The 19,469-nt window shown below is 37.8% G+C and carries 23 protein-coding genes; 15 read left to right on the top strand and 8 right to left on the bottom strand.

The window, feature by feature from the left end; all coding sequences use genetic code 11:
• Positions 1-382 precede the first annotated feature (382 nt).
• Genes tmk through pabC form a run of 3 tightly spaced genes read right to left on the bottom strand, consistent with a single transcriptional unit; the run spans position 383 to position 2,867 of the window.
• Positions 383-982, bottom strand: a complete 600-nt coding sequence (gene tmk / locus ASC84_RS21175) for a dTMP kinase (protein ID WP_056518179.1) — start codon at positions 980-982, stop codon at positions 383-385.
• Between the two features lie 9 nt (positions 983-991).
• Positions 992-2,053, bottom strand: coding sequence for an endolytic transglycosylase MltG (mltG, locus tag ASC84_RS21170; RefSeq protein ID WP_056518177.1), 1,062 nt, complete (start codon positions 2,051-2,053; stop codon positions 992-994).
• Positions 2,046-2,867, bottom strand: coding sequence for an aminodeoxychorismate lyase (gene pabC / locus ASC84_RS21165; RefSeq protein ID WP_056518176.1), 822 nt, complete (start codon positions 2,865-2,867; stop codon positions 2,046-2,048). The genes mltG and pabC overlap by 8 nt, the downstream gene beginning before the upstream one ends.
• 163 nt (positions 2,868-3,030) lie before the next feature.
• Between pabC and ASC84_RS21160 the strand changes: the two genes are divergently transcribed.
• From ASC84_RS21160 to ASC84_RS21130, 7 genes are all read left to right on the top strand, one after another.
• Positions 3,031-4,041, top strand: coding sequence for a sulfate ABC transporter substrate-binding protein (locus tag ASC84_RS21160; protein WP_004717173.1), 1,011 nt, complete (start codon positions 3,031-3,033; stop codon positions 4,039-4,041).
• 43 nt (positions 4,042-4,084) lie between these two features.
• Positions 4,085-4,690 (top strand): alpha/beta hydrolase, encoded by a 606-nt coding sequence (locus tag ASC84_RS21155; protein ID WP_056518174.1) that lies wholly within the window; start codon positions 4,085-4,087, stop codon positions 4,688-4,690.
• Between the two features lie 80 nt (positions 4,691-4,770).
• Positions 4,771-5,604 carry a sulfate ABC transporter permease subunit CysT gene (gene cysT, locus ASC84_RS21150; protein WP_004717179.1) on the top strand — a complete coding sequence of 278 codons (834 nt, stop codon included), beginning with the start codon at positions 4,771-4,773 and terminating at the stop codon, positions 5,602-5,604.
• Positions 5,601-6,497 (top strand): sulfate ABC transporter permease subunit CysW, encoded by an 897-nt coding sequence (gene cysW / locus ASC84_RS21145; RefSeq protein WP_004717181.1) that lies wholly within the window; start codon positions 5,601-5,603, stop codon positions 6,495-6,497. The genes cysT and cysW overlap by 4 nt, the downstream gene beginning before the upstream one ends.
• 10 nt (positions 6,498-6,507) lie before the next feature.
• The gene (locus ASC84_RS21140; RefSeq protein WP_004717183.1) at positions 6,508-7,569 is read left to right on the top strand and encodes a sulfate/molybdate ABC transporter ATP-binding protein; all 1,062 of its coding nucleotides are present in this window, start codon (positions 6,508-6,510) and stop codon (positions 7,567-7,569) included.
• A gap of 56 nt (positions 7,570-7,625) precedes the next feature.
• The gene (locus ASC84_RS21135) at positions 7,626-8,555 is read left to right on the top strand and encodes a CysB family HTH-type transcriptional regulator (RefSeq protein ID WP_004717184.1); all 930 of its coding nucleotides are present in this window, start codon (positions 7,626-7,628) and stop codon (positions 8,553-8,555) included.
• Positions 8,556-8,809: 254 nt separating this feature from the next.
• Positions 8,810-10,027 carry an OmpP1/FadL family transporter gene (locus tag ASC84_RS21130; RefSeq protein ID WP_056518172.1) on the top strand — a complete coding sequence of 406 codons (1,218 nt, stop codon included), beginning with the start codon at positions 8,810-8,812 and terminating at the stop codon, positions 10,025-10,027.
• Between the two features lie 93 nt (positions 10,028-10,120).
• On the opposite strand, the gene carO is transcribed toward ASC84_RS21130, so the two are convergent.
• Positions 10,121-10,867, bottom strand: a complete 747-nt coding sequence (gene carO / locus ASC84_RS21125) for an ornithine uptake porin CarO (protein ID WP_056518170.1) — start codon at positions 10,865-10,867, stop codon at positions 10,121-10,123.
• A gap of 304 nt (positions 10,868-11,171) precedes the next feature.
• On the opposite strand from carO, the gene dapD reads away from it, so the two are divergent.
• The 6 genes from dapD to ASC84_RS21095 all read left to right on the top strand — a co-directional run bounded on the left by dapD (position 11,172) and on the right by ASC84_RS21095 (position 15,174).
• A complete protein-coding gene (gene dapD, locus ASC84_RS21120; protein WP_034612558.1) occupies positions 11,172-11,993 on the top strand; it encodes a 2,3,4,5-tetrahydropyridine-2,6-dicarboxylate N-succinyltransferase in 822 nt (273 codons plus the stop codon).
• Positions 11,994-12,102: 109 nt separating this feature from the next.
• The gene (queE, locus tag ASC84_RS21115; protein WP_056518169.1) at positions 12,103-12,813 is read left to right on the top strand and encodes a 7-carboxy-7-deazaguanine synthase QueE; all 711 of its coding nucleotides are present in this window, start codon (positions 12,103-12,105) and stop codon (positions 12,811-12,813) included.
• A 36-nt stretch (positions 12,814-12,849) separates the two neighbouring features.
• On the top strand, positions 12,850-13,521 hold the full coding sequence (gene queC, locus ASC84_RS21110; RefSeq protein WP_004717194.1) for a 7-cyano-7-deazaguanine synthase QueC: 672 nt from the start codon (positions 12,850-12,852) through the stop codon (positions 13,519-13,521).
• A gap of 13 nt (positions 13,522-13,534) precedes the next feature.
• A complete protein-coding gene (locus tag ASC84_RS21105) occupies positions 13,535-13,945 on the top strand; it encodes a hypothetical protein (protein ID WP_056518166.1) in 411 nt (136 codons plus the stop codon).
• A gap of 65 nt (positions 13,946-14,010) precedes the next feature.
• Entirely contained in the window at positions 14,011-14,703 is a 693-nt protein-coding gene (locus ASC84_RS21100; RefSeq protein WP_056518164.1) for a diphthine--ammonia ligase, read from the top strand.
• A gap of 9 nt (positions 14,704-14,712) precedes the next feature.
• On the top strand, positions 14,713-15,174 hold the full coding sequence (locus ASC84_RS21095) for a peroxiredoxin (protein WP_004823156.1): 462 nt from the start codon (positions 14,713-14,715) through the stop codon (positions 15,172-15,174).
• A 154-nt stretch (positions 15,175-15,328) separates the two neighbouring features.
• Here the strand turns inward: ASC84_RS21095 and ASC84_RS21090 are convergent, their stop codons facing one another.
• Positions 15,329-15,928: a LysE/ArgO family amino acid transporter gene (locus ASC84_RS21090; RefSeq protein ID WP_056518161.1), complete on the bottom strand. Its 600-nt coding sequence runs from the start codon at positions 15,926-15,928 to the stop codon at positions 15,329-15,331.
• Positions 15,929-16,109: 181 nt separating this feature from the next.
• Between ASC84_RS21090 and ASC84_RS21085 the strand changes: the two genes are divergently transcribed.
• Positions 16,110-17,000: a LysR family transcriptional regulator ArgP gene (locus ASC84_RS21085; RefSeq protein WP_056518160.1), complete on the top strand. Its 891-nt coding sequence runs from the start codon at positions 16,110-16,112 to the stop codon at positions 16,998-17,000.
• 125 nt (positions 17,001-17,125) lie between these two features.
• Here ASC84_RS21085 and ASC84_RS21080 read toward each other — a convergent pair whose 3' ends face one another.
• Genes ASC84_RS21080 through gstA form a run of 3 tightly spaced genes read right to left on the bottom strand, consistent with a single transcriptional unit; the run spans position 17,126 to position 18,379 of the window.
• On the bottom strand, positions 17,126-17,542 hold the full coding sequence (locus ASC84_RS21080) for a nuclear transport factor 2 family protein (protein ID WP_056518158.1): 417 nt from the start codon (positions 17,540-17,542) through the stop codon (positions 17,126-17,128).
• 19 nt (positions 17,543-17,561) lie between these two features.
• Positions 17,562-17,762 carry a 2-hydroxymuconate tautomerase family protein gene (locus ASC84_RS21075; protein ID WP_056518156.1) on the bottom strand — a complete coding sequence of 67 codons (201 nt, stop codon included), beginning with the start codon at positions 17,760-17,762 and terminating at the stop codon, positions 17,562-17,564.
• Positions 17,763-17,773: 11 nt separating this feature from the next.
• Positions 17,774-18,379, bottom strand: a complete 606-nt coding sequence (gstA, locus tag ASC84_RS21070) for a glutathione transferase GstA (RefSeq protein WP_056518153.1) — start codon at positions 18,377-18,379, stop codon at positions 17,774-17,776.
• A 97-nt stretch (positions 18,380-18,476) separates the two neighbouring features.
• On the opposite strand from gstA, the gene ASC84_RS21065 reads away from it, so the two are divergent.
• Positions 18,477-19,388 carry a LysR family transcriptional regulator gene (locus ASC84_RS21065; RefSeq protein ID WP_004717212.1) on the top strand — a complete coding sequence of 304 codons (912 nt, stop codon included), beginning with the start codon at positions 18,477-18,479 and terminating at the stop codon, positions 19,386-19,388.
• Positions 19,389-19,469: the final 81 nt, after the last annotated feature.

Here is a 19,469-nt window from a genome sequence, read left to right as displayed (position 1 = left end):
TGTTGACAATTCGTCTATGTTTGCGACTATAAGTGTTTTTTAGGCAATACTAGGCACGAAATACGAAATTTAGTCATTCTAAATGATGAGAAACATCGTTTCGCAAGGTAACGAAGTAGTGACAAAAAACACTTAAGTCCCCCGCTGCGCCTTGCGCTGCAAACAAAGCAGTGCTTTGTTCTTGCTCAGGGTTGTGACTAAAATTATCTCAGTCTACGTTATGAAACTCGAAAATAGTCTCGCTATTCTCTTCCTTTCATGCCTTGCCTGCTCAATTTTAGTCTACAACGCAAGCCATTTATGAAATGCCAACAGCCCCTTTATCGTTCAAATCAACAGAATAAATTGCTCAATTTCACTTATTTAGAGGATTGATTGGTATTTATTTTAAATAGCTCAACGCCTCAGCAAATACTTGCTCTGGTGCTTGTGTCGCATCTAAACGTTTCATTCGTTGAGAATCACGCAAATGAATTTCAGAAAAACCACTGCGTACTGATTCAAAAAACACCACTTTTTCTTGTTCAAAGCGGTCTAAGGCACCGCGTGCACGTGCACGGTTCATTCCCAATTCAATTGGCGCATCCAACCAAAAAGTAATATCTGGCATTTTAGAGACAAAATTTTCATTGAGCAGTTGTAACTTCTCTCGACTTAACCCGCGACCAGCACATTGATAAGCAAAGCTTGAATCGACAAAACGGTCACACAGTACAATCTTGCCCTCTGCCAAGGCAGGTAAAATCACAGCTGCCAAATGTTGTGCTCGTGCTGCATACATCAGCAATAACTCAGTGTCATTACTCATCTGTTCTTCATGATTAACAGACAGCAATAATGAACGGATTTGTTCAGCTAAAGGCGTACCACCAGGCTCACGTGTTAAAACAACCTGTTGACCTTGTTGTTGAAAGTAATCAAATAACTTTTGAATGAGCGTGGTTTTTCCTACACCTTCAGTACCTTCAAAACTTATAAACATGCTCATTCCTTAATTCTTAGACCGCATAACTTGAATATATTCTTGCACTGCACGATTATGATCATTCAGATTGGCTGTAAATTTGTGCCCACCATTACCTGTGGCAACAAAGTAAATGTTTTCAGAGTTATCTGGATGCATTGTTGCTTCAATGGCTTTTTTACTGGGTAAAGCAATCGGTGTTGGCGGTAAACCATTGATCGTATATGTATTATAAGCAGTCGGAGTACGTAAATCCTGCTTTGAAATCTTACCCGTATATTTATCACCCATCCCATAAATCACGGTAGGATCGGTTTGTAAACGCATGCCCAGTTTTAAACGACGATAGAACACACCTGAAACCTGACGTAACTCGCTGTCTACACTGGTTTCTTTTTCAATAATTGATGCCATGATTAAGGCTTCATATTTATTTTTATAAGGTAAGTCTGGCGCGCGTTTTTCCCAAGCTTCATCTAAAATTTTCATTTGACGTTGGTACAGGTCAGTCAAGATTTGCTTATCAGTTGCACCTTTATCAAAGAAATAAGTATCAGGTGCAAATAAACCTTCTGGGTGATCATAAGGAATATTTAAGGCTTTCAGCATTTCACCACTCGGAAGCTGAATCACCGATTTTTCAACCAATGGATCTTTTTTTAATGACTGAATTAATTGCTTCGTTGTCGTCCCTTCTATCACCAAAAGTCGACTCATCTGGGCATTTTCAATATTAGAAACCATTTCTAATACTTGGCGTACATTCATACCTTTAGTGACTTCATATACACCAGCTTTCATGGTGTCATGAATGAAAATTTTCCGATAAAGCTTAAGAATGATTGGAAAACTAACCTTATCTTCTTTAGCCAATTGATCAATAAAACCGGTATAGGTTTCACCATTTGAAATAGACAGCTTTTGTTTTTGACCCGTCACTGGATACGCTTTAAAAATACTCATTTTTAAAATGATTGCAGTAATAATCAAAAAAACAACCAGAACGATCGCAATGCCTTTATAGATGTTATTGCTCACTTGGGCTTGAGTTTTCTTTTTAGATTTTGGCTTAGGTTTGGTTTTAGGCATGAGAATTAAACTGACTTAAATTTAAAGTATTAAATAACTCAACACAGGATTGAGTGTCTAGATGTTGATGATTCAACGTTTCGACCACTTTCATTGGACTGAGGGCATTGCAAAAGAACAGGCTTTGAAAATGTCGAATTTCATCCATATCGATAAAACGCTGTTCACAGGTGACACCATAATGTTGCATCCGTGACAAAATTTCGGCACGCATCACACCATGTACACCATTATAACGAAGTTCAGGCGTAATCCATCTATTGTTTATCCGAATAAAACAATTACTGCTCACACCTTCAACAACTGAACCTTGTACATCTGTGACTAATGCTTCTAACCAACCTTTTGCCTGAGCTTCTTTTTTCAGCAACACTTGTTCTAAACGGTTTAAGGTTTTTAAACCCACTAAATTCGGCATCAATAAGCCAATCGCTTGATCCAATACACCACTGTGAATTAATTCAGGCTGGAAGCATGCAGTTGTTTTTGGATAATAAACCACATAAAGATCGGCCTCATGCTCAGGCATCGCATAACCACGATCACCATCACCCCGACTAATGATGACCTTCAATGTGCCATTTAATATTCCATTTTTTTGTCTTAAACATTGTAGCGTCTGATCCAATAACTCAAAATTCACATCTAAAAATAAACGTTCAGCCGCCAACTTCAATCGAGCACGATGTAAAAGTTCCAACTCCATAACATCTTGATGTAATCGTACTGTGGTAAAACAACCATCTCCATAATGAAATGCTCGATCTAAAAGTGAAATAGAATCAACGAATTGAGCATTTTTAAAACAGATCATTAAGCAATTTCCTATGGCTTTGCACGAATACTATAAGCAATATAAGCATTTTCTTTTTCTCTTTTATTCATATAAAATTCGTTTTTTATTATTTTTTATGGATAAAGACTAGCGTTATGCTCACTCCATCTTACCGAACTTCAGAATTAAATGGGGCAAAAAAATGCAGTTCTCTAAACTTAAATTCGCTGTGGCAGCAGTACTGATCTCAACCACATCTTTCAGCGTTGCTGCAAAAGATTTTTTAAATGTATCTTATGATCCAACACGAGAATTGTACGATAATTTTAACAAACAATTTGCAACGTTTTGGAAATCTAAAACTGGTCAAGACATCCAGTTTAAACAATCACATGGTGGCTCTGGTAAACAAGCGCGTGCGGTTATTGATGGTTTGCAAGCAGATGTTGTGACTTTAGCATTGGCCGCAGATATCGATGCGATTGCACAAAATACAAATTTATTGCCAAAAGACTGGCAGAAGAAATTCCCACAAAACTCTACACCGTACACATCAACAATCGTTTTCCTCGTCCGTAAAGGTAACCCGAAAGGCATCAAAGACTGGGGCGATTTGGTAAAACCAGGTGTAGAAATTGTAACACCAAACCCTAAAACTTCAGGTGGAGCACGCTGGAACTATTTAGCAGCATGGGCTTGGGCAAAACATAAATATGGTTCAGACGCAAAAGCACAAGAGTTTGTACGTCAAATTTATAAACAAACTAAAGTACTCGATTCTGGTGCACGTGGTTCTACGACGACATTTGCAGAACGCGGCATTGGTGATGTGTTATTGGCTTGGGAAAATGAAGCGTATTTATCTACACGTGAACAACCAGGTAAATTTGAAATCATTACCCCATCACTATCGATCTTGGCAGAACCACCTGTCGCAATTGTTGAAAAGAATGCTGAAAAAGACGGTAACTTAAACTTAGCAAAAGCATATTTAAATTATCTGTATTCACCTGCTGGTCAAGACATTGCAGCGAAAAACTTCTACCGTCCGCGTAATGCAGCAATTTTGCAAAAGTATTCGACAACATTCAAACCGTTAAAATTGGTCACAATTGATAAAGAGTTTGGCGGTTGGACTAAAGTTCAAAAGCAACATTTTGAAAATAATGGTGTTTTTGATCAAATCGTAAAAGCCAATGCAAGCAGCAAATAACTGTTTAAAATAAACTTAAGCGAAAGGAAACAGGAGCATAGACATGATTCATACAATTATTGTTCCAGGCGTTGGTGGTAGTGATTACGATCACTGGCAGTCTAAATTACAACGTGAACTCATGTCTTGCTCGCGCGTACAACAACAGGATTGGAACTTACCTATTCTTAAAGACTGGATTGCCCAATTTGTTGCGACTGTCGTCAATGCTACGCAACCTGTTCAAATTGTTGCACATAGTTTCGGATGTTTAACCACGGTTGCTGCTTTGGCTCAGCATCCTGAAATTGTAGCTAAAGTAAGAAAAATTATTTTAGTTGCACCAGCTAATCCAGCACGTTTTGGTGATGCTGGTTTTGCTCGAAACAGTATCGGTGACTATGAAGCTTATTTTCATGAGTTGAAAATTACGGTCCCTGCTGAAATGATTATTTCTGAAAATGATCCTTGGTTAAATTTTGAAGATGCACAGAAGCTTGCGAAAGCGTGGAAAATTAGGCCTCGAAATTTAGGTCAGGTTGGGCATATCAATGTTGCATCAGGCTTTGGACACTTTCCTGAAATTTATGATCATTTAATTTTTGATAAGCAAAACTTCTTTATCAGTAATACTGATGACAACAAGTTGTTATTTAAATTTGCAATTTAATCATTGCCTTTTAAGCTTGCAAAATCGTTTTAAATTTGCTTATTGATTTCAATAAGCTTTCTCTCTTTTGAGGAGTCATCATGTCGCAGCGATCCCGAGTGCTGCCAGGTTTTGGTCTTTCACTAGGCTTCACCCTAGCGTATCTATCATTAATCGTACTGATACCACTGTCTGCCGTATTTATAAAATCATTAGGCGTAGGTTGGGATGGTTTATGGGAAATCTTGAGCTCTGAACGTATTTTAAAATCATTACAGCTCAGTTTTACCACCGCCCTGATTGCAGCCTTGATCAATGTCATTTTCGGCTTTTTATTGGCTTGGTGCTTAGTCCGTTATTCATTTCCTGGTAAACGTATAGTAGATGCATTGGTGGACTTACCCTTTGCATTACCTACAGCGGTCGCAGGTATTGCGTTAACCTCTTTATATGCATCAACAGGTTGGATTGGTCACTTGCTCGAGCCTTTAGGGATTAAAATTGCCTATACCTCACTAGGTATTACGCTTGCTTTAATTTTTATTGGTATTCCTTTTGTGGTTCGTACAGTACAGCCAGTTTTAAGTGACCTTGAAACTGAGCTAGAAGAAGCCGCTTCTGCATTGGGTGCAAATCGTTTTCAGATCGTGACAAGAATCATTTTACCGATTTTGTTTCCGGCCTTACTGACTGGCTTTGCATTGGCATTTGCTCGCGGTGTGGGTGAATATGGTTCAGTCATCTTTATTGCAGGCAATATTCCTTACGAAACTGAAATTGCTCCATTAATGATCATTACCCGTCTTGAAGAATATGATTATGCAGGTGCGACGACAATTGCAGTGGTGATGCTGGTGATTTCTTTCTTTATCTTGTTCCTGATTAACTTGGTACAAGCTTGGGCAAGTCGCCGTACAGGGAGAACCGCACGATGAGCTTAAATACCAACAGCAATGCTTTGGCTGAAAAACTGCAATCTCGTGATGCGACACGTGAACCTGCCTGGGTACGTAATACCCTACTAATTATTGGTCTGATTTTCTTTTTAGGCTGCTTAATTCTACCGTTGGTGCTTATTTTTGTTGAAGCATTTAAACAAGGGATTCAAGTCTACTTTGCTTCACTGGTTGATCCTTATACCCTGTCTGCGGTCAAACTCACATTATTGACTGCAGCCATTGCAGTACCTTTGAATGTGATTTTTGGTGTTACAGCAGCATGGTGTGTTGCCAAGTTTAATTTCCGTGGAAAATCATTCTTAACCACCATTATTGATACACCATTTTCAGTCTCACCCGTCATTGCTGGTTTAATGCTGGTTTTGATCTTTGGCTCACAAGGTTGGATTGGATCATGGTTAATTGAACATGATATTAAAATCCTCTATGCGACACCGGCCATTATCCTCGCAACTGTATTTATTACTGTTCCTTTTGTTGCACGTGAATTAATTCCATTGATGGAAGCACAAGGAACAGAAGAAGAAGAAGCTGCAATTGTGCTAGGTGCTTCAGGTTGGCAAACCTTTTGGAAAATTACCATTCCAAATATTAAATGGGGTCTCATTTATGGCGTGATTTTGTGTAATGCACGTGCCATGGGTGAATTCGGTGCAGTATCTGTGGTTTCAGGTCATATTCGTGGTGAAACCAATACCTTGCCGTTGCATATTGAAATTTTATATAACGAACCAAATTCGATTAGTGCTGCTTTTGCCGTCTCAACATTGTTAGCATTTTTGGCCATCATTACCTTGATTTTAAAAACATGGGTTGAATATCGCCAAGAAAAACAAGATCGCGAAAGTAAAGAATCAACTGTTTCTTAAGGAATTGCACATGAGTATTCAAGTTAAAAATATTGAAAAAAACTTCGGTGCATTCCATGCACTTAAAAACATATCGCTAGATTTTCCAGAAGGTCAATTGGTTGCCCTGCTTGGTCCTTCTGGCTGTGGTAAAACCACATTACTGCGTATTATTGCCGGCTTAGAATCGACTGATAGAGGACAAGTTATCCTTGAAGGTACAGATGCAACCAATATTCACGTACGTGAACGTCAAGTCGGTTTTGTATTTCAGCATTACGCACTGTTCCGTCATATGACTGTTTATGACAATGTTGCATTTGGTTTACGTGTTCGTCCAAAGGCGACTCGACCAAATGAAACTGAAATCAAAAAACGTGTTACCCGTTTATTGGATTTGGTACAACTTGGTTTCTTGGCAGATCGTTATCCAGCGCAATTGTCTGGTGGTCAACGTCAACGTATTGCATTGGCACGTGCCTTAGCTGTTGAACCACGTGTATTGCTCTTAGATGAACCTTTTGGTGCATTGGATGCCAAAGTACGTAAAGAATTACGCCGTTGGTTACGGACTTTACATGATGAATTACATATCACGTCAATCTTTGTAACCCATGACCAAGAAGAAGCCTTAGAAGTTGCTGATCAAATCGTGGTGATGAACAAAGGTGATATTGAACAAATTGGTTCACCGCGTGAAGTTTATGAAAAGCCTGCAACCCCGTTTGTATTTGACTTTTTAGGTCAAGCAAACCGTTTTGAAGGTGAAAACCATCAAGGCATCATTCAAATTGGTGAAGATCGCATCCAACTGCCTTCTGCTACGCAAACCGCAAATGGTAAAGTGATTGCCTTTGCCCGCCCAAATGAATTGAAAATTCACACGCAACCGACTGAAAATACAATTCAAGCAACCTTCTTACGTGAGTTGTGGATTGCGGGTAAAGTCATGGCAGAGTTACAAGATCGTCAAGGACAACTGATTGAAATTGCTTTAAATCCTGATGAAGCAAAATTACATCAATATCGACCAAATCAAACAGTTTGGGTAAGTGCATCTACACTTCACCTATTTGAAAATCAAGTCGCGTAATCGACGACAGGATGAATATTACCCCCTATTCATCCACATTTGAGGTATCGAACATCATGAACTTTCAACAATTACGAATTATCCGAGAAACAGTTCGTCAAAATTACAACTTAACCGAAGCCTCTGCTGCACTTTATACTTCACAATCTGGTGTCAGTAAGCATATTAAAGATTTAGAAGATGAATTGGGTGTACAGCTGTTTGTTCGTAAAGGCAAACGGTTATTAGGTTTGACAGAACCTGGTCAAGCATTGTTGAGTATTGTTGAACGCATGCTTATTGATGCTGACAATATTAAACGTCTTGCCGATGATTTTAATAAAGTTGATGAAGGTACGCTTACAATCGCAACAACACATACACAAGCACGTTATGTGTTACCACCGATTGTTAATTTATTTAAAAAAGCATTTCCCAAAGTTCATTTGATTTTGCAACAAGCCAGCCCTGTTGAAATATCTGAAATGTTATTGCTTGGTTTGGCTGATATCGGTATTGCAACTGAATCACTAACCACTGAAGATAATTTGGGCAGTGTATCTTTCTATAACTGGAAACACAGTATTATTACGCCACAAGATCACCCTCTGACTAAGCTTAATCCTAAAGAGATTACCTTAGAAAAATTGGCTGAATTTCCAATTATCACCTACCATGGTGGTTTTACAGGACGTTCTAAAATTGATAAAGCATTTGAAGATGCCAATTTAGATGTAGATATCGTCATGTCAGCACTGGATGCCGATGTGATCAAAACCTATGTTGAACTGGGAATGGGTGTTGGTATTGTCAATGATGTCGCTTATGACACAGAACGCGATAAACGTCTAAAACAAATCGATACTGATATTTTTGGTTTAAATACGACATGGATTGCGGTTCGTAAAGGCCACTTACTTCGTGGCTATGGCTATGAGTTTATTTCACTCTGCTCACCGGAAGCCGATATCAAAGCATTGAAAAAAATTGCGTATCCTGATGATTAAACTTTGAGATAAATGATTAAGAAAGAAATTAAGTCATCAAGGAATAAATCGTCAATAAATAAACCATCGAATAGTCATGACGATCAAAGATAGAGAGCTACGGCTCTCTTTTTTTATCATTTAAAAATAAAACACAAACTCTTAAGAATAATTAATCTATTTGATTTTATTTAATATTTTATTTTAAGCATGCCTTTTTAGTATAAAATTTAGTCTTAACTTTATCACTGATCAATTTATTTCGGGGGGAATGAATGAATTCTATTGCTTGGGGCTTAACCCTTGGAAGCTTTGTTCCTCTTTTTAGCCATGCCGCAGGTATGGAGAAATCTGACCAGTCTATCCTTGCTTTTTTAGAACCAAATCATTATGTAGAATTGTCTTATGCAGAGCTCTATGCAGATGTTTCAGGGCAACTACCTCAACATGAGCAATTCAAACAACTCGGCATTCAAGATTTTTCAACGGGAAATCTTGTAAATAACTACCATTTTGTCAATGTTGCTGCAAAACTGCAAATGGCCCCACAACTTTCATTTGGACTGATTTATGATCAGCCTTATGGTGTTGATCTTAGTTATGAATATCGCCCACAGAGCTTTGCTGGAAAGCAACTTTTAGAATCGGGTCAATTTAATTTTAAAAGCCAAAATCTTTCGATACTCTTGGGTTATCAACCTAATACGAATTGGAATATATATGCTGGCGGCATTTATCAACAGTTCGAGGGTGAACTCAAAGTCTTTGGAGCAAACTATTCAGCGATGAGTGGCTATCATGCACAGCTAAAACAAAGTTCAGGTCATGGTTGGCTTGCAGGTTTAAGCTATCAAATTCCAGAGTATGCAGTAAAAACTGCGATTACCTATCGTTCCAAGATCAATCATCAATCTGCAATCACTGAGGATGTGGCAGAGCAAACTTTAAGTATTATTCCTTTCGCTAAAACACAAATCACCACACCTCAATCCGTCAATCTGGATCTTCAAACAGGTTTAACGCCATCGAATATTCTTTATGGCAATTTGAGGTGGGTCAATTGGAAAGATTTTGAAATTCAACCTAGACAATTTGGTGCAGTGGTTAAGATTGCTGCTGAACAATACCCTGAACTCATCAAACCTTTTAATTTGATTGATTACAACAAGGATCAATGGTCTGCAAAGCTTGGATTTGCGCATATATTTTCACAACAATGGGTTGCCACTACAGATATTTCATGGGACTCAGGCAATGCTAATCCCGCTGGAAGCTTAAATCCTTCTGATGGCTTTTATGCTTTAGGCTTGGGTGCTTTATATAACATCAATCCGCAGAGCTTTATTTCTTATGGTGTTAAATATTTTAAATTCAATAAAGCAAAAGTTAGCGACTTAGATGCCAATACTTCAATTATCCAAAATTCAACTTTATCTGAAGTGGGCCATAATGATGCTTTTGCACATGGAATTCGAGTTGGCTATCGCTTTTGATTCATCTAAAAATTCAATTCAGCTATCAAAAATACCAAGTTCAAAATAAAAAACGAGCCGAAGCTCGTTTTTTATTACATGATAATCAATAAATTACCAGTGGTAGCTTACACCCACTTTACCAACTGGTAACCATTTATATTTGTCATCGTTACTGATTTTATCCGCTTCTGCTCTAGTTGCTTGACCTAACGTACGACCATCATCACCAATTAACCCAGGGTTACTAGAAACAAGTTGTACTGTTGGATTACCTGTATAGTAAGCACCTACTTCACCAAATACACCGAAATTCTTGTTGATTTTTGGAGCAAAACCAAAACCTACATAAGGGGCGATATCATTATCATATTTCTGGTTACCTTTAATTGATACATTATCATTTAAACCAGCGTTAAAGCGTGATCCATCAACTTTAAATGATGCATTACGACCAATATTACGATTCACATCATAATCATTGTCGATATAAGCTACACCAGTAGCAACATATAGACCTTGTGCCCAAACATTTTGGCTTGCACCCCAAGGACGAATCTCAGCATTTAAATACGCTAATTTGTTGTCCATGTCTAAGTCATACTTAGATCCATTGATTTTTAAATCATCAGACCAAGAAATATCACCACCGTTATAACCCAATGCTAAACCAACATAAGGGTTAGCAGTCCAAAGTAAAGCACCACCGTAACCAGTTGTACCGACTTCAAGACGAGCGCCTGTAGGGATTAATTGGTTTGCTTCAAATGCATAACCTTGGTCAACAACAGACCCATCAGCCATTGCTAAACCAGAAGCAGATAATGCAGCTGTAACAGCCAATAATTTTAACACTTTCATTTATGTCTCCTCAAAAAATAGAGTTTGTTCTTTAATCATTAATGTGTTGGACTCAAAACGATCATATGTGATTCGTTCTTCACAATTAATAGAGAAATTGATTACTTTTTGTTATTTTTTGATACAATTGGATATTAATTGTTGTTTTTAAAAGAAATAAATTAAATAAAAACTTAACAATTCACTTATTTGGTTGTTTTATTTTAAATTATAAGATTAGTTTTTTCGATTGAAACTAGATTTTATATCTAATCTGAGTCGAATTTGGTGTAGAATCTTTTAAAATTTTTTGGGAAGGAAGATCATGTCTCAGCTTTCAACGATCATTGAACAAGCGTTTGAAAACCGTGCCAACTTTACAGCAGTAGATTGTCCTGCTGAAGTACGTCAAGCTGTTGAAGAAGCCATTGCTGGCTTAGATAACGGTACACTTCGTGTAGCTGAAAAAATTGACGGTGAATGGATTGTTCACCAATGGTTGAAAAAAGCTGTTTTATTGTCTTTTAAATTAAACGATAACAAGCCAATTGAATCATGTGATCTTCGTTTCTATGACAAAGTAGAAACTAAATTTACCGGTTGGACTGAAGAACAATTTAAAGCTGCTGGTGTACGTGTTGTACCACCTGCTGTTGCGCGTAAAGGTTCTTTCCAAGCGAAAAATGTCGTATTGATGCCTTCTTATGTAAACATTGGTGCTTATGTAGATGAAGGCACAATGGTTGATACATGGGCGACTGTAGGTTCATGCGCTCAAATCGGTAAAAATGTTCACCTTTCAGGTGGTGTAGGTATTGGTGGTGTTCTTGAACCACTTCAAGCAAACCCAACAATCATTGAAGATAACTGCTTTATTGGTGCACGTTCTGAAATCGTTGAAGGCGTGATTGTTGAAGAAGGCTCAGTTATTTCAATGGGCGTATTCATTGGTCAATCGACTAAGATTTTTGACCGTGAAACAGGTGAAATCCATTATGGTCGTGTACCAGCTGGATCTGTCGTTGTTTCAGGCAGCCTACCATCTAAATGTGGTACATATAGCTTATATGCTGCAATTATTGTCAAGAAAGTTGATGCTAAAACGCGTGCTAAAACAAGCTTGAACGAATTGCTTCGCGAAGACTAATTTATATTCCCTCGTGGAATTTTAGTTATCTAGCGTAGCAATCGCTTCTCATCTCTACGGTCAATCGTGATCGTAGAGATTTTTCATTTTGTAATCTGTGGTAAATTTCATGAATTCTCTTCGTTCTTCGACTATTCCTGTTTCTGATCCGTCTGCGGGGCTGCGTATCACGGAGATTTTTTATTCATTGCAAGGTGAAGCCAACACTGCGGGTTTACCGACTGTTTTTATTCGTTTAACGGGTTGTCCATTACGCTGTACCTACTGCGATACCACCTATTCTTTTGAAGGTGGCGAACGCCAATCGCTTGACCAAATAATTCAAACAACATTAGATTATAAAACTCCTTATATCTGTGTCACAGGTGGCGAACCGCTCGCCCAACCCAATGCCTTACCCTTAATGCAACGTTTGGCAGATTTAGGTTGTGAAGTTTCTTTAGAAACCAGCGGTGCTTTAGATGTCTCTAAAGTCGACCCACGTGTTTCAAAAGTTTTAGATTTAAAAACCCCAACTTCGGGTGAAGTTGCACGAAATTTACTCAGCAACTTTGATCATTTAACTCAACATGATCAAATCAAATTTGTGATTTGTAATCGTGAAGACTATGAGTGGTCTAAACAGCAAGTTGAACAATACGCATTAGAGCAAAAAGTCAGCACAGTATGGTTTTCTCCTGCTTTTGCAGTGGAAAAAGGTGCGGCACGTTTGCCTCAGCTTGCTCGTGATTTAGCACAATGGATTTTAGAAGACCATCTCCCTGTTCGCTTCCAGTTGCAATTACATAAATTGCTTTGGAACGATGAAACTGGTCGTTAAATTTATCGTCAATTATTAATATTTGGAGAGTTGGATATGCGCCCTCGTGCCGTAGTCTTATTATCTGGTGGCTTAGACTCAACGACGTGTTTGGCTTGGGCTCAAGCAAACTATGACTGTATTGCCCTAAGTTTTATGTATGGTCAACGCTCTACCACTGAACTCGATGCAGCCCGCGCTTTAACGCAACGTGCAGGTGTAGAACATCGTGTGATTAATATCGATTTAGGTAATTTAGGTGGTTCAGCGCTTACAGACCTTAACATTGATGTCCCTGATCATGAAACAGATGGTATTCCTGTAACTTATGTTCCAGCACGTAACACCATTTTCTTGTCTTATGCACTTGCAGCAGCAGAAGTTTTTGATGCTCAAGCGATCGTGATTGGCATCAATGCTGTTGATTATTCAGGATATCCTGACTGCCGCCCAGAGTTTATCGAGGCCTTTGCTAACATGGCTCGTCTTGCAACGAAAGTCGGTGTAGAAGGAAAACCGCTTAAGTTTGAAACACCTCTGTTACATTTATCCAAAGCGAATATAATACGCTTAGGCATCGAACATGGCGTAGACTATAGTCAAACGGTTTCATGCTATCAAGCAGATGACCAAGGACGTGCTTGTGGCAAATGTGATAGCTGCCGACTTCGTAAAGAAGGTTTTAAGGATGCAGGTATTGCAGACCCAACACGTTATATACCGCAATAACAAGGTACTGTTTATGAAAAATTTAAAATCAAGTCTTATTCTTTCTGCTTTATTTTCAGCTTCGGCTTTAATGGGATCTACGGCTTTTGCTGCTGAATCAAATGCAGTTCAACAAGCCTATAAAAGCGCAAATGTTAAATCTGCACTTATTGGCGTGTGTAAAACAGAAACAGCTAAAGGTGGTAAATTAACTTCTGCTGAAGTAAGCAAATACTGTAGCTGTGCTGTTGAATCTGATGGTAAGTTAACCAACGATCAAAAATGGCAAATCCAAAGTGCCATTAACCAAAAGAAAAGCCCAGCAACACTTGCTTTCGTTCAAAAAAATAACCAAGACCTTCAAACATGTTTTGGTCCTCAGTTAACAGGTAAATTAAAAGCCTTAACTGAAGAAGCAATGAAAGCTGCACAAGCGAAGAAATAATTTCTTCTTGTTGCAAAGAGCCTGCTTATGCAGGCTCTTTTTATAATTGGATGATACAAAACCATATGCAGGACCAATGGAATACTGTGATACAGCAACAAAAATTTGTTGCTTCATATAGTGGCGGGAAAGATAGTAGCCTAGCTTTATATCTCGCTTTGCAAAATGGGCAAGCCGTAGCTCTCATTGTCATGTTAGAAGAACATGGACAAAGATCTCGTTCTCATGCCATGCCGCTTGATATCATTGATTCTCAAGCCGAGCTGATTGGTTTACCTATACTTAAAGCATCAGCCACGTGGAATGACTATGAACATCAATTTGTAAATCTTCTCAATCAAGCCAAACAGTTGGGTGCAGAAGCACTTGTTACAGGTGATATTGATCTGATTGGACATGCGCAATGGAACCAATCTGTCTGTGAGCAAAGCCAATTACAGTTATGCATGCCATTATGGCAAAAACCACGGCTCGACATTGTGGGTGAATTTATTCAACTGGGTTTTGTCAGCATCATTGTGACGATTAATTTAAACCTCGGTATGCGGGTTGAAGATTTGGGTAGAATTTTAACAGCTGATTTTGTGAATGAATTAATCGCACGTGGGATCGATCCATGTGGTGAAGCTGGTGAATTTCATACCACACTGATCGATGGTCCAATTTTTAAAAAGCCACTTTTACTGCATAAAGGTGATATTCTGTATCATGAAAATTATGCCTTTTTAGCACTTGAACTTAAACACAACAGCATTTAAGGACAAACAATGACTGAACAAATACAACTTCCAAATCAGAAATTCCCTACGACTACGGGTGAAATCAACCTCACTGAGCTCTCTACAGATTGGTTAGTTTTATATTTTTATCCAAAAGATTCTACACCTGGCTGTACCACTCAAGCGGTTGGTTTCTCTTGTATAAAAGATCAATTTGACGCTTTAAATACCACCATCATTGGTGTATCTCGTGACTCTGTAAAAGCACATCAAAACTTTACTGAAAAGCAAGCATTGACCATTAATCTGATCAGTGACAAAGAAGAAGTATTATGTAAACACTTTGATGTAATTAAAGAAAAAAATATGTATGGTAAACAAGTGATGGGGATTGAGCGCTCAACATTTATTTACCATCAAGGCAAACTGGTTAAAGAGTATCGTAAAGTTAAAGCGGCTGGACATGCTGAACAAGTTTTAGAAGACTTAAAAGCACTACAAAAAGCTTAACTGCAAAAGTCCCTACTCGCTTTAAAGTTAACGTGACTTAAAACGTGTCAGGGACTTTAAATGTTCTTATTGAGAACATCCTCAAGCCCGATATAGATTGTTTCCTCTTTCCTCATAAAAAGATCATTACTCTGACTTAATCCAACAATGCCAATCAAAGCAGCAAAGAGATTGCAATTCCCCACATAACCAATGCAATAATAAAATCTAATATTTGCCATGAGCGTTGATTTTGAAAAACCGGGAGTAAAAAGCGTGCACCAAAACCTAAGCTAAAGAAGAATAACCACGATGCTGTTACTGCACCAATCGCAAAATAAAGTGCGGTAGTTTCAAACTTTGTCGATATAGAACCAATTAAAACCACTGTATCCAAATAAACATGTGGATTAAGCCAAGTTAAAGCTAAACAAATCAGAAGCATTTTCATCAGCTTGGATTCATTTTTTTCACTTGGTTTTAAACCTGTCGATGTTCTAAAAGCTTGTAGAAAATGTTGCGCCCCATAGATCAATAAAAATGTCGCTCCAAAATATTTTGCCCAATCGACAAACTCTGGATGCGTTTGAATGACTTTTGAAAATCCCAGTACACCCAATAAAATTAAAATCGAGTCAGATGCGGCACAAACAACACAGACCCAAAATACATGTTGCTTTTTTAAACCTTGTTTGAGTACAAAAGCATTTTGAGCGCCAATTGCAATAATCAAGCTAAACCCAACAGCCAACCCCTGCATATAACTTTGCAACATTTTAAAACTACACTTTTAAAGTTTTGAATGGACTGTGCTATTATCCAAACTTATCTCTTTAAATGAGTATTTATAAATAAATATCATCTTAGCTAAGTTTTTCTTAGTTAATCATGATGTGACATTTTTAAAAGAACTTATATCTTTATATAAAAAACACCCATTTTTTTAGAGGATCAGCATGTTACAAAGTAAGCATAGTGAAGCATTTCTAGCGGTTGCCGAAACTGGTAGCTTTGAGCAAGCTGCTATTCGTTTGAATATCACAGCATCAGCGGTAACACTACGTTTGCAAACTTTGGAAAAACAACTTGGGCAAGTGCTGATTATTCGAGAAAGACCATGTAAAGTCACTCTAGCAGGTCAGGAAGTGTTACTTTTCCTGCAACATCATCGCTTGATGGAACAAAATTTAATTCAAAATCTTCAAGGGCAAAGCTCGCAATCACAATTTTTTAAATTAAATATCGCGGCAAATGCCGATTCATTGGTGACGTGGCTATTACCCACAATTCAACACACCTTACTCACAGAAAAAATTGTTATAGACTTAAAAATTGATGATCAAACCCAAACCCATCACCTTCTTGAAGCGGGATTGGTCAATGCCTGTATCTCGACCGAATCGAAACCAATGAAAGGCTGTGAGGCGATTCATTTAGGTAAAATGACTTATAGGATGGTTGCTACACCGAATTTTATCCACACTTACTTTCAGCATGGCATTCAACGTGAAACGTTACGGCATATCCCTGCTGTTATTTTTAATGATAAAGACCATGTACATGCTGAAGTTTTACAACACGGTTTTGGCTTGATGCCAAACAGTTATCCATGCCACTTTATTCCTTCTGCAACATCTTTTGTGGATGCAATTTTGCTCGATTTAGGTTATGGCATGGTGCCTAAAATGCAAATTCAAAAAGAATTAGCAACAGGACAATTACTTGAAATCATGCCTAAAGCAAGAACTGATTTACATCTATATTGGCATCATTGGAAACAACAATCTAAACAACTGGAAAAACTCACATTGGATTTAATTAGTAATACTCAATCTATTTTGGATTAATCTTTCTAGAAGCGCTGAGATAATTTTAGCCACAACCCTTCGGGACTAGCGTGTTTTTTGCCGCTACGTCGTTACGAACTACTCATTTAGAATGACTAAATTTCGTATTTCGCGCCTAGTATCGCCTAAAAAACACACGTAGTCGCAAACTTAGACGAATTGTCATCAGACCCTAATAATTTATAATGAAAAACTTTAGAAATAATCCACCAGCGATTTTCACTAAAAACCAATGTTAAAACATCATAAAAATACTTTGGTTCAATGACACATTCCAAGCTTACAACTGCGGTAGTTTCACTCAGTATTTGAATGGAACAAATTTTATCTTTTCTTACTTGCTTTAAAGATGAAGGAGAAATGCGCTTTTCAACAATAGCAAAATATTCAGACATCGTTAAAATAACCAGTGGCTCTTCAACTGCAGAAACATAACATGCTTTAGCGTGAAAAATTCGCTGCAATTTAGCAATATCACAGTTGTATAAACCGTCAAAATACAATTGAATAAGTTGCTGTATATCCTCTAATGTTTTAGCCATAATACACTCTCCATTGTCTTTATGATTTTTGGCGTATCTCTGTTACAGTTTGCCCTGCCACCCCCCAATTGTCGGTATGCACTTCATCAATCACTACAAATGTTTGTGCAGGATCCTTATTCAACACATTCACCAACAACTCAGTTGCACCTTGAATCAATTGCTTCTTTTGCGCTTGAGTCACCCCTTCATCTGTCACTTGAATTAGAATATATGGCATGGATGTTTCTCCTAAAGAAGACCTTCAGCTTGCATTGCTTTTTGTACAGATGGATGTTGTTGCATTTGCTCCATAAAAGCTTGTAAAGATTTCAAATGACTTAAGTCCAAATTGATAAATGTTGCCCAACGAGTCACAACAAATAAGTAAATCTCTGCAATGGTAAATGCTTGCCCCAACAGATTTTCCGAATCATGAATTTGCTCATCTACCCATGTGTATTGTTTTAATAATTTCTCTTTGAAAATATTTTTACTCGTATCATCAAACCCTTTTTGAAAAAATGGTGCATACGATTTATGTAATTCCGAACTAATGTAGTTCATCCACTCCAATACTTTATAGCGCTTTAAATCGCCAAATGTAGGTAATAAATCACTACGTTTAGCAGCCTCAGCCAAATACTGGCTAATGATCGCACCCTCACTCAAATGTAAACCATCATCACTGATTAAAAATGGCACTTGGCCTTTCGGGTTAATTTTCAAAAAATCCTGACCTTGTTCCGTCTGATGATTTTTAAAAGAAACACTCACTAAATTAAAATCTTGGTTAATTTCTTGTAATACGATATGAGGCGCAAGTGAACATGCACCCGCTGTGTAAAAAAGTTGCATCTACTTATTCCTTAAGTTGCTTTAACTTCATGCTATTCTTAACATCATGAACAATAAATACTCATAATATCAATTCAGTTATTACATGGTGTATATAATGAACACAACATTAAAACGAACAATGTTGAGTAGTGTTGAAATATTTTGTCTCGTTGCAGAACAGCGAAGTTTTTCCAAGGCTGCCTATCAAGCTGGTTTAACACCCGCAGCGGTAAGTCGATCAATTGCTCGTTTAGAAGGTCGCTTAGGAATTCAACTGTTTAATCGAACAACACGCAATGTTCGTTTAACCCAAGCGGGTGAGGAATATTTCTTAGAATGTCAGCAGGCAATCAAACAAATTGCTGAGGTTGAATTAAGATTAAAAAATAAATCAGCTCAACCTTCTGGAACAATCAGGATGAGTTTACCGACACCTTTTGGTCACTTTAGAGTTCTACCTCTCTTACCTAAATTTCAGCAGCTTTACCCTGAAATTAACTTGGATATACAGCTCACCAATAAAAATGTAGATTTCATTACGGAAGGTTTTGATCTTGCAATTCGGGGCCGTAACGTGCCTGAATCCAATTTAATTGCTCGTTGTTTAGAAAAAGCCGACTTGCTGATTGTCGCCTCTCCTGAATACTTAAAGAAACATGGCACACCTACTGAGATTGCCGATTTACAGCATCATCAATGTATTCAATTTATCTTACCTAGCACAGGAAAAGAAGTGCCTTGGTCTATGCTCATTGAAAATGAAGTTGTAGAGATTCAAACGCAAGGACACTTGAATTGCAGTGAAGATATTTTAGCGACCATTACCTTAGCTCAACATGGTGGTGGCCTATTGCAAACCTGTCGTTTTATTATTGAAAATGATTTAAAACAAGGAAAGCTGGTAGAAGTCCTACAACAATATTCAGGCACTCAACGGCAATTTTCCCTGCTTTATCCTAAGAATAAATATGAACAACGACACATCCGCTTATTCATTGATTTTTTAATTGAACATCTAAAATATTAGACTCAAAAAACTGGCTCGAAATAACGATGAGATTAAAAAAAATACCGCACCCTGGTCTTTTCTATCTTTGATCTTTTCTAT

The organism is Acinetobacter sp. Root1280, from assembly GCF_001425285.1.
In the GTDB taxonomy this organism is placed as follows: domain Bacteria; phylum Pseudomonadota; class Gammaproteobacteria; order Pseudomonadales; family Moraxellaceae; genus Acinetobacter; species Acinetobacter guillouiae.
This window is presented reverse-complemented; position numbering and strand designations above follow the sequence as displayed.

Excerpts from the sequence above, each read along its gene's own strand:
- ASC84_RS21130 (WP_056518172.1), top strand. The coding sequence starts at position 8,810 with ATGAATTCTATTGCTTGGGGCTTAACCCTTGGAAGCTTTGTTCCTCTT.
- mltG (WP_056518177.1), bottom strand. The coding sequence starts at position 2,053 with ATGCCTAAAACCAAACCTAAGCCAAAATCTAAAAAGAAAACTCAAGCC.
- cysT (WP_004717179.1), top strand. The coding sequence starts at position 4,771 with ATGTCGCAGCGATCCCGAGTGCTGCCAGGTTTTGGTCTTTCACTAGGC.
- ASC84_RS21105 (WP_056518166.1), top strand. The coding sequence starts at position 13,535 with ATGAAAAATTTAAAATCAAGTCTTATTCTTTCTGCTTTATTTTCAGCT.
- gstA (WP_056518153.1), bottom strand. The coding sequence starts at position 18,379 with ATGCAACTTTTTTACACAGCGGGTGCATGTTCACTTGCGCCTCATATC.
- ASC84_RS21090 (WP_056518161.1), bottom strand. The coding sequence starts at position 15,928 with ATGTTGCAAAGTTATATGCAGGGGTTGGCTGTTGGGTTTAGCTTGATT.
- ASC84_RS21075 (WP_056518156.1), bottom strand. The coding sequence starts at position 17,762 with ATGCCATATATTCTAATTCAAGTGACAGATGAAGGGGTGACTCAAGCG.
- ASC84_RS21095 (WP_004823156.1), top strand. The coding sequence starts at position 14,713 with ATGACTGAACAAATACAACTTCCAAATCAGAAATTCCCTACGACTACG.
- dapD (WP_034612558.1), top strand. The coding sequence starts at position 11,172 with ATGTCTCAGCTTTCAACGATCATTGAACAAGCGTTTGAAAACCGTGCC.
- ASC84_RS21135 (WP_004717184.1), top strand. The coding sequence starts at position 7,626 with ATGAACTTTCAACAATTACGAATTATCCGAGAAACAGTTCGTCAAAAT.
- ASC84_RS21080 (WP_056518158.1), bottom strand. The coding sequence starts at position 17,542 with ATGGCTAAAACATTAGAGGATATACAGCAACTTATTCAATTGTATTTT.
- queC (WP_004717194.1), top strand. The coding sequence starts at position 12,850 with ATGCGCCCTCGTGCCGTAGTCTTATTATCTGGTGGCTTAGACTCAACG.
- queE (WP_056518169.1), top strand. The coding sequence starts at position 12,103 with ATGAATTCTCTTCGTTCTTCGACTATTCCTGTTTCTGATCCGTCTGCG.
- ASC84_RS21065 (WP_004717212.1), top strand. The coding sequence starts at position 18,477 with ATGAACACAACATTAAAACGAACAATGTTGAGTAGTGTTGAAATATTT.
- ASC84_RS21140 (WP_004717183.1), top strand. The coding sequence starts at position 6,508 with ATGAGTATTCAAGTTAAAAATATTGAAAAAAACTTCGGTGCATTCCAT.
- carO (WP_056518170.1), bottom strand. The coding sequence starts at position 10,867 with ATGAAAGTGTTAAAATTATTGGCTGTTACAGCTGCATTATCTGCTTCT.
- tmk (WP_056518179.1), bottom strand. The coding sequence starts at position 982 with ATGTTTATAAGTTTTGAAGGTACTGAAGGTGTAGGAAAAACCACGCTC.
- ASC84_RS21160 (WP_004717173.1), top strand. The coding sequence starts at position 3,031 with ATGCAGTTCTCTAAACTTAAATTCGCTGTGGCAGCAGTACTGATCTCA.
- ASC84_RS21100 (WP_056518164.1), top strand. The coding sequence starts at position 14,011 with ATGCAGGACCAATGGAATACTGTGATACAGCAACAAAAATTTGTTGCT.
- ASC84_RS21155 (WP_056518174.1), top strand. The coding sequence starts at position 4,085 with ATGATTCATACAATTATTGTTCCAGGCGTTGGTGGTAGTGATTACGAT.
- ASC84_RS21085 (WP_056518160.1), top strand. The coding sequence starts at position 16,110 with ATGTTACAAAGTAAGCATAGTGAAGCATTTCTAGCGGTTGCCGAAACT.
- cysW (WP_004717181.1), top strand. The coding sequence starts at position 5,601 with ATGAGCTTAAATACCAACAGCAATGCTTTGGCTGAAAAACTGCAATCT.
- pabC (WP_056518176.1), bottom strand. The coding sequence starts at position 2,867 with ATGATCTGTTTTAAAAATGCTCAATTCGTTGATTCTATTTCACTTTTA.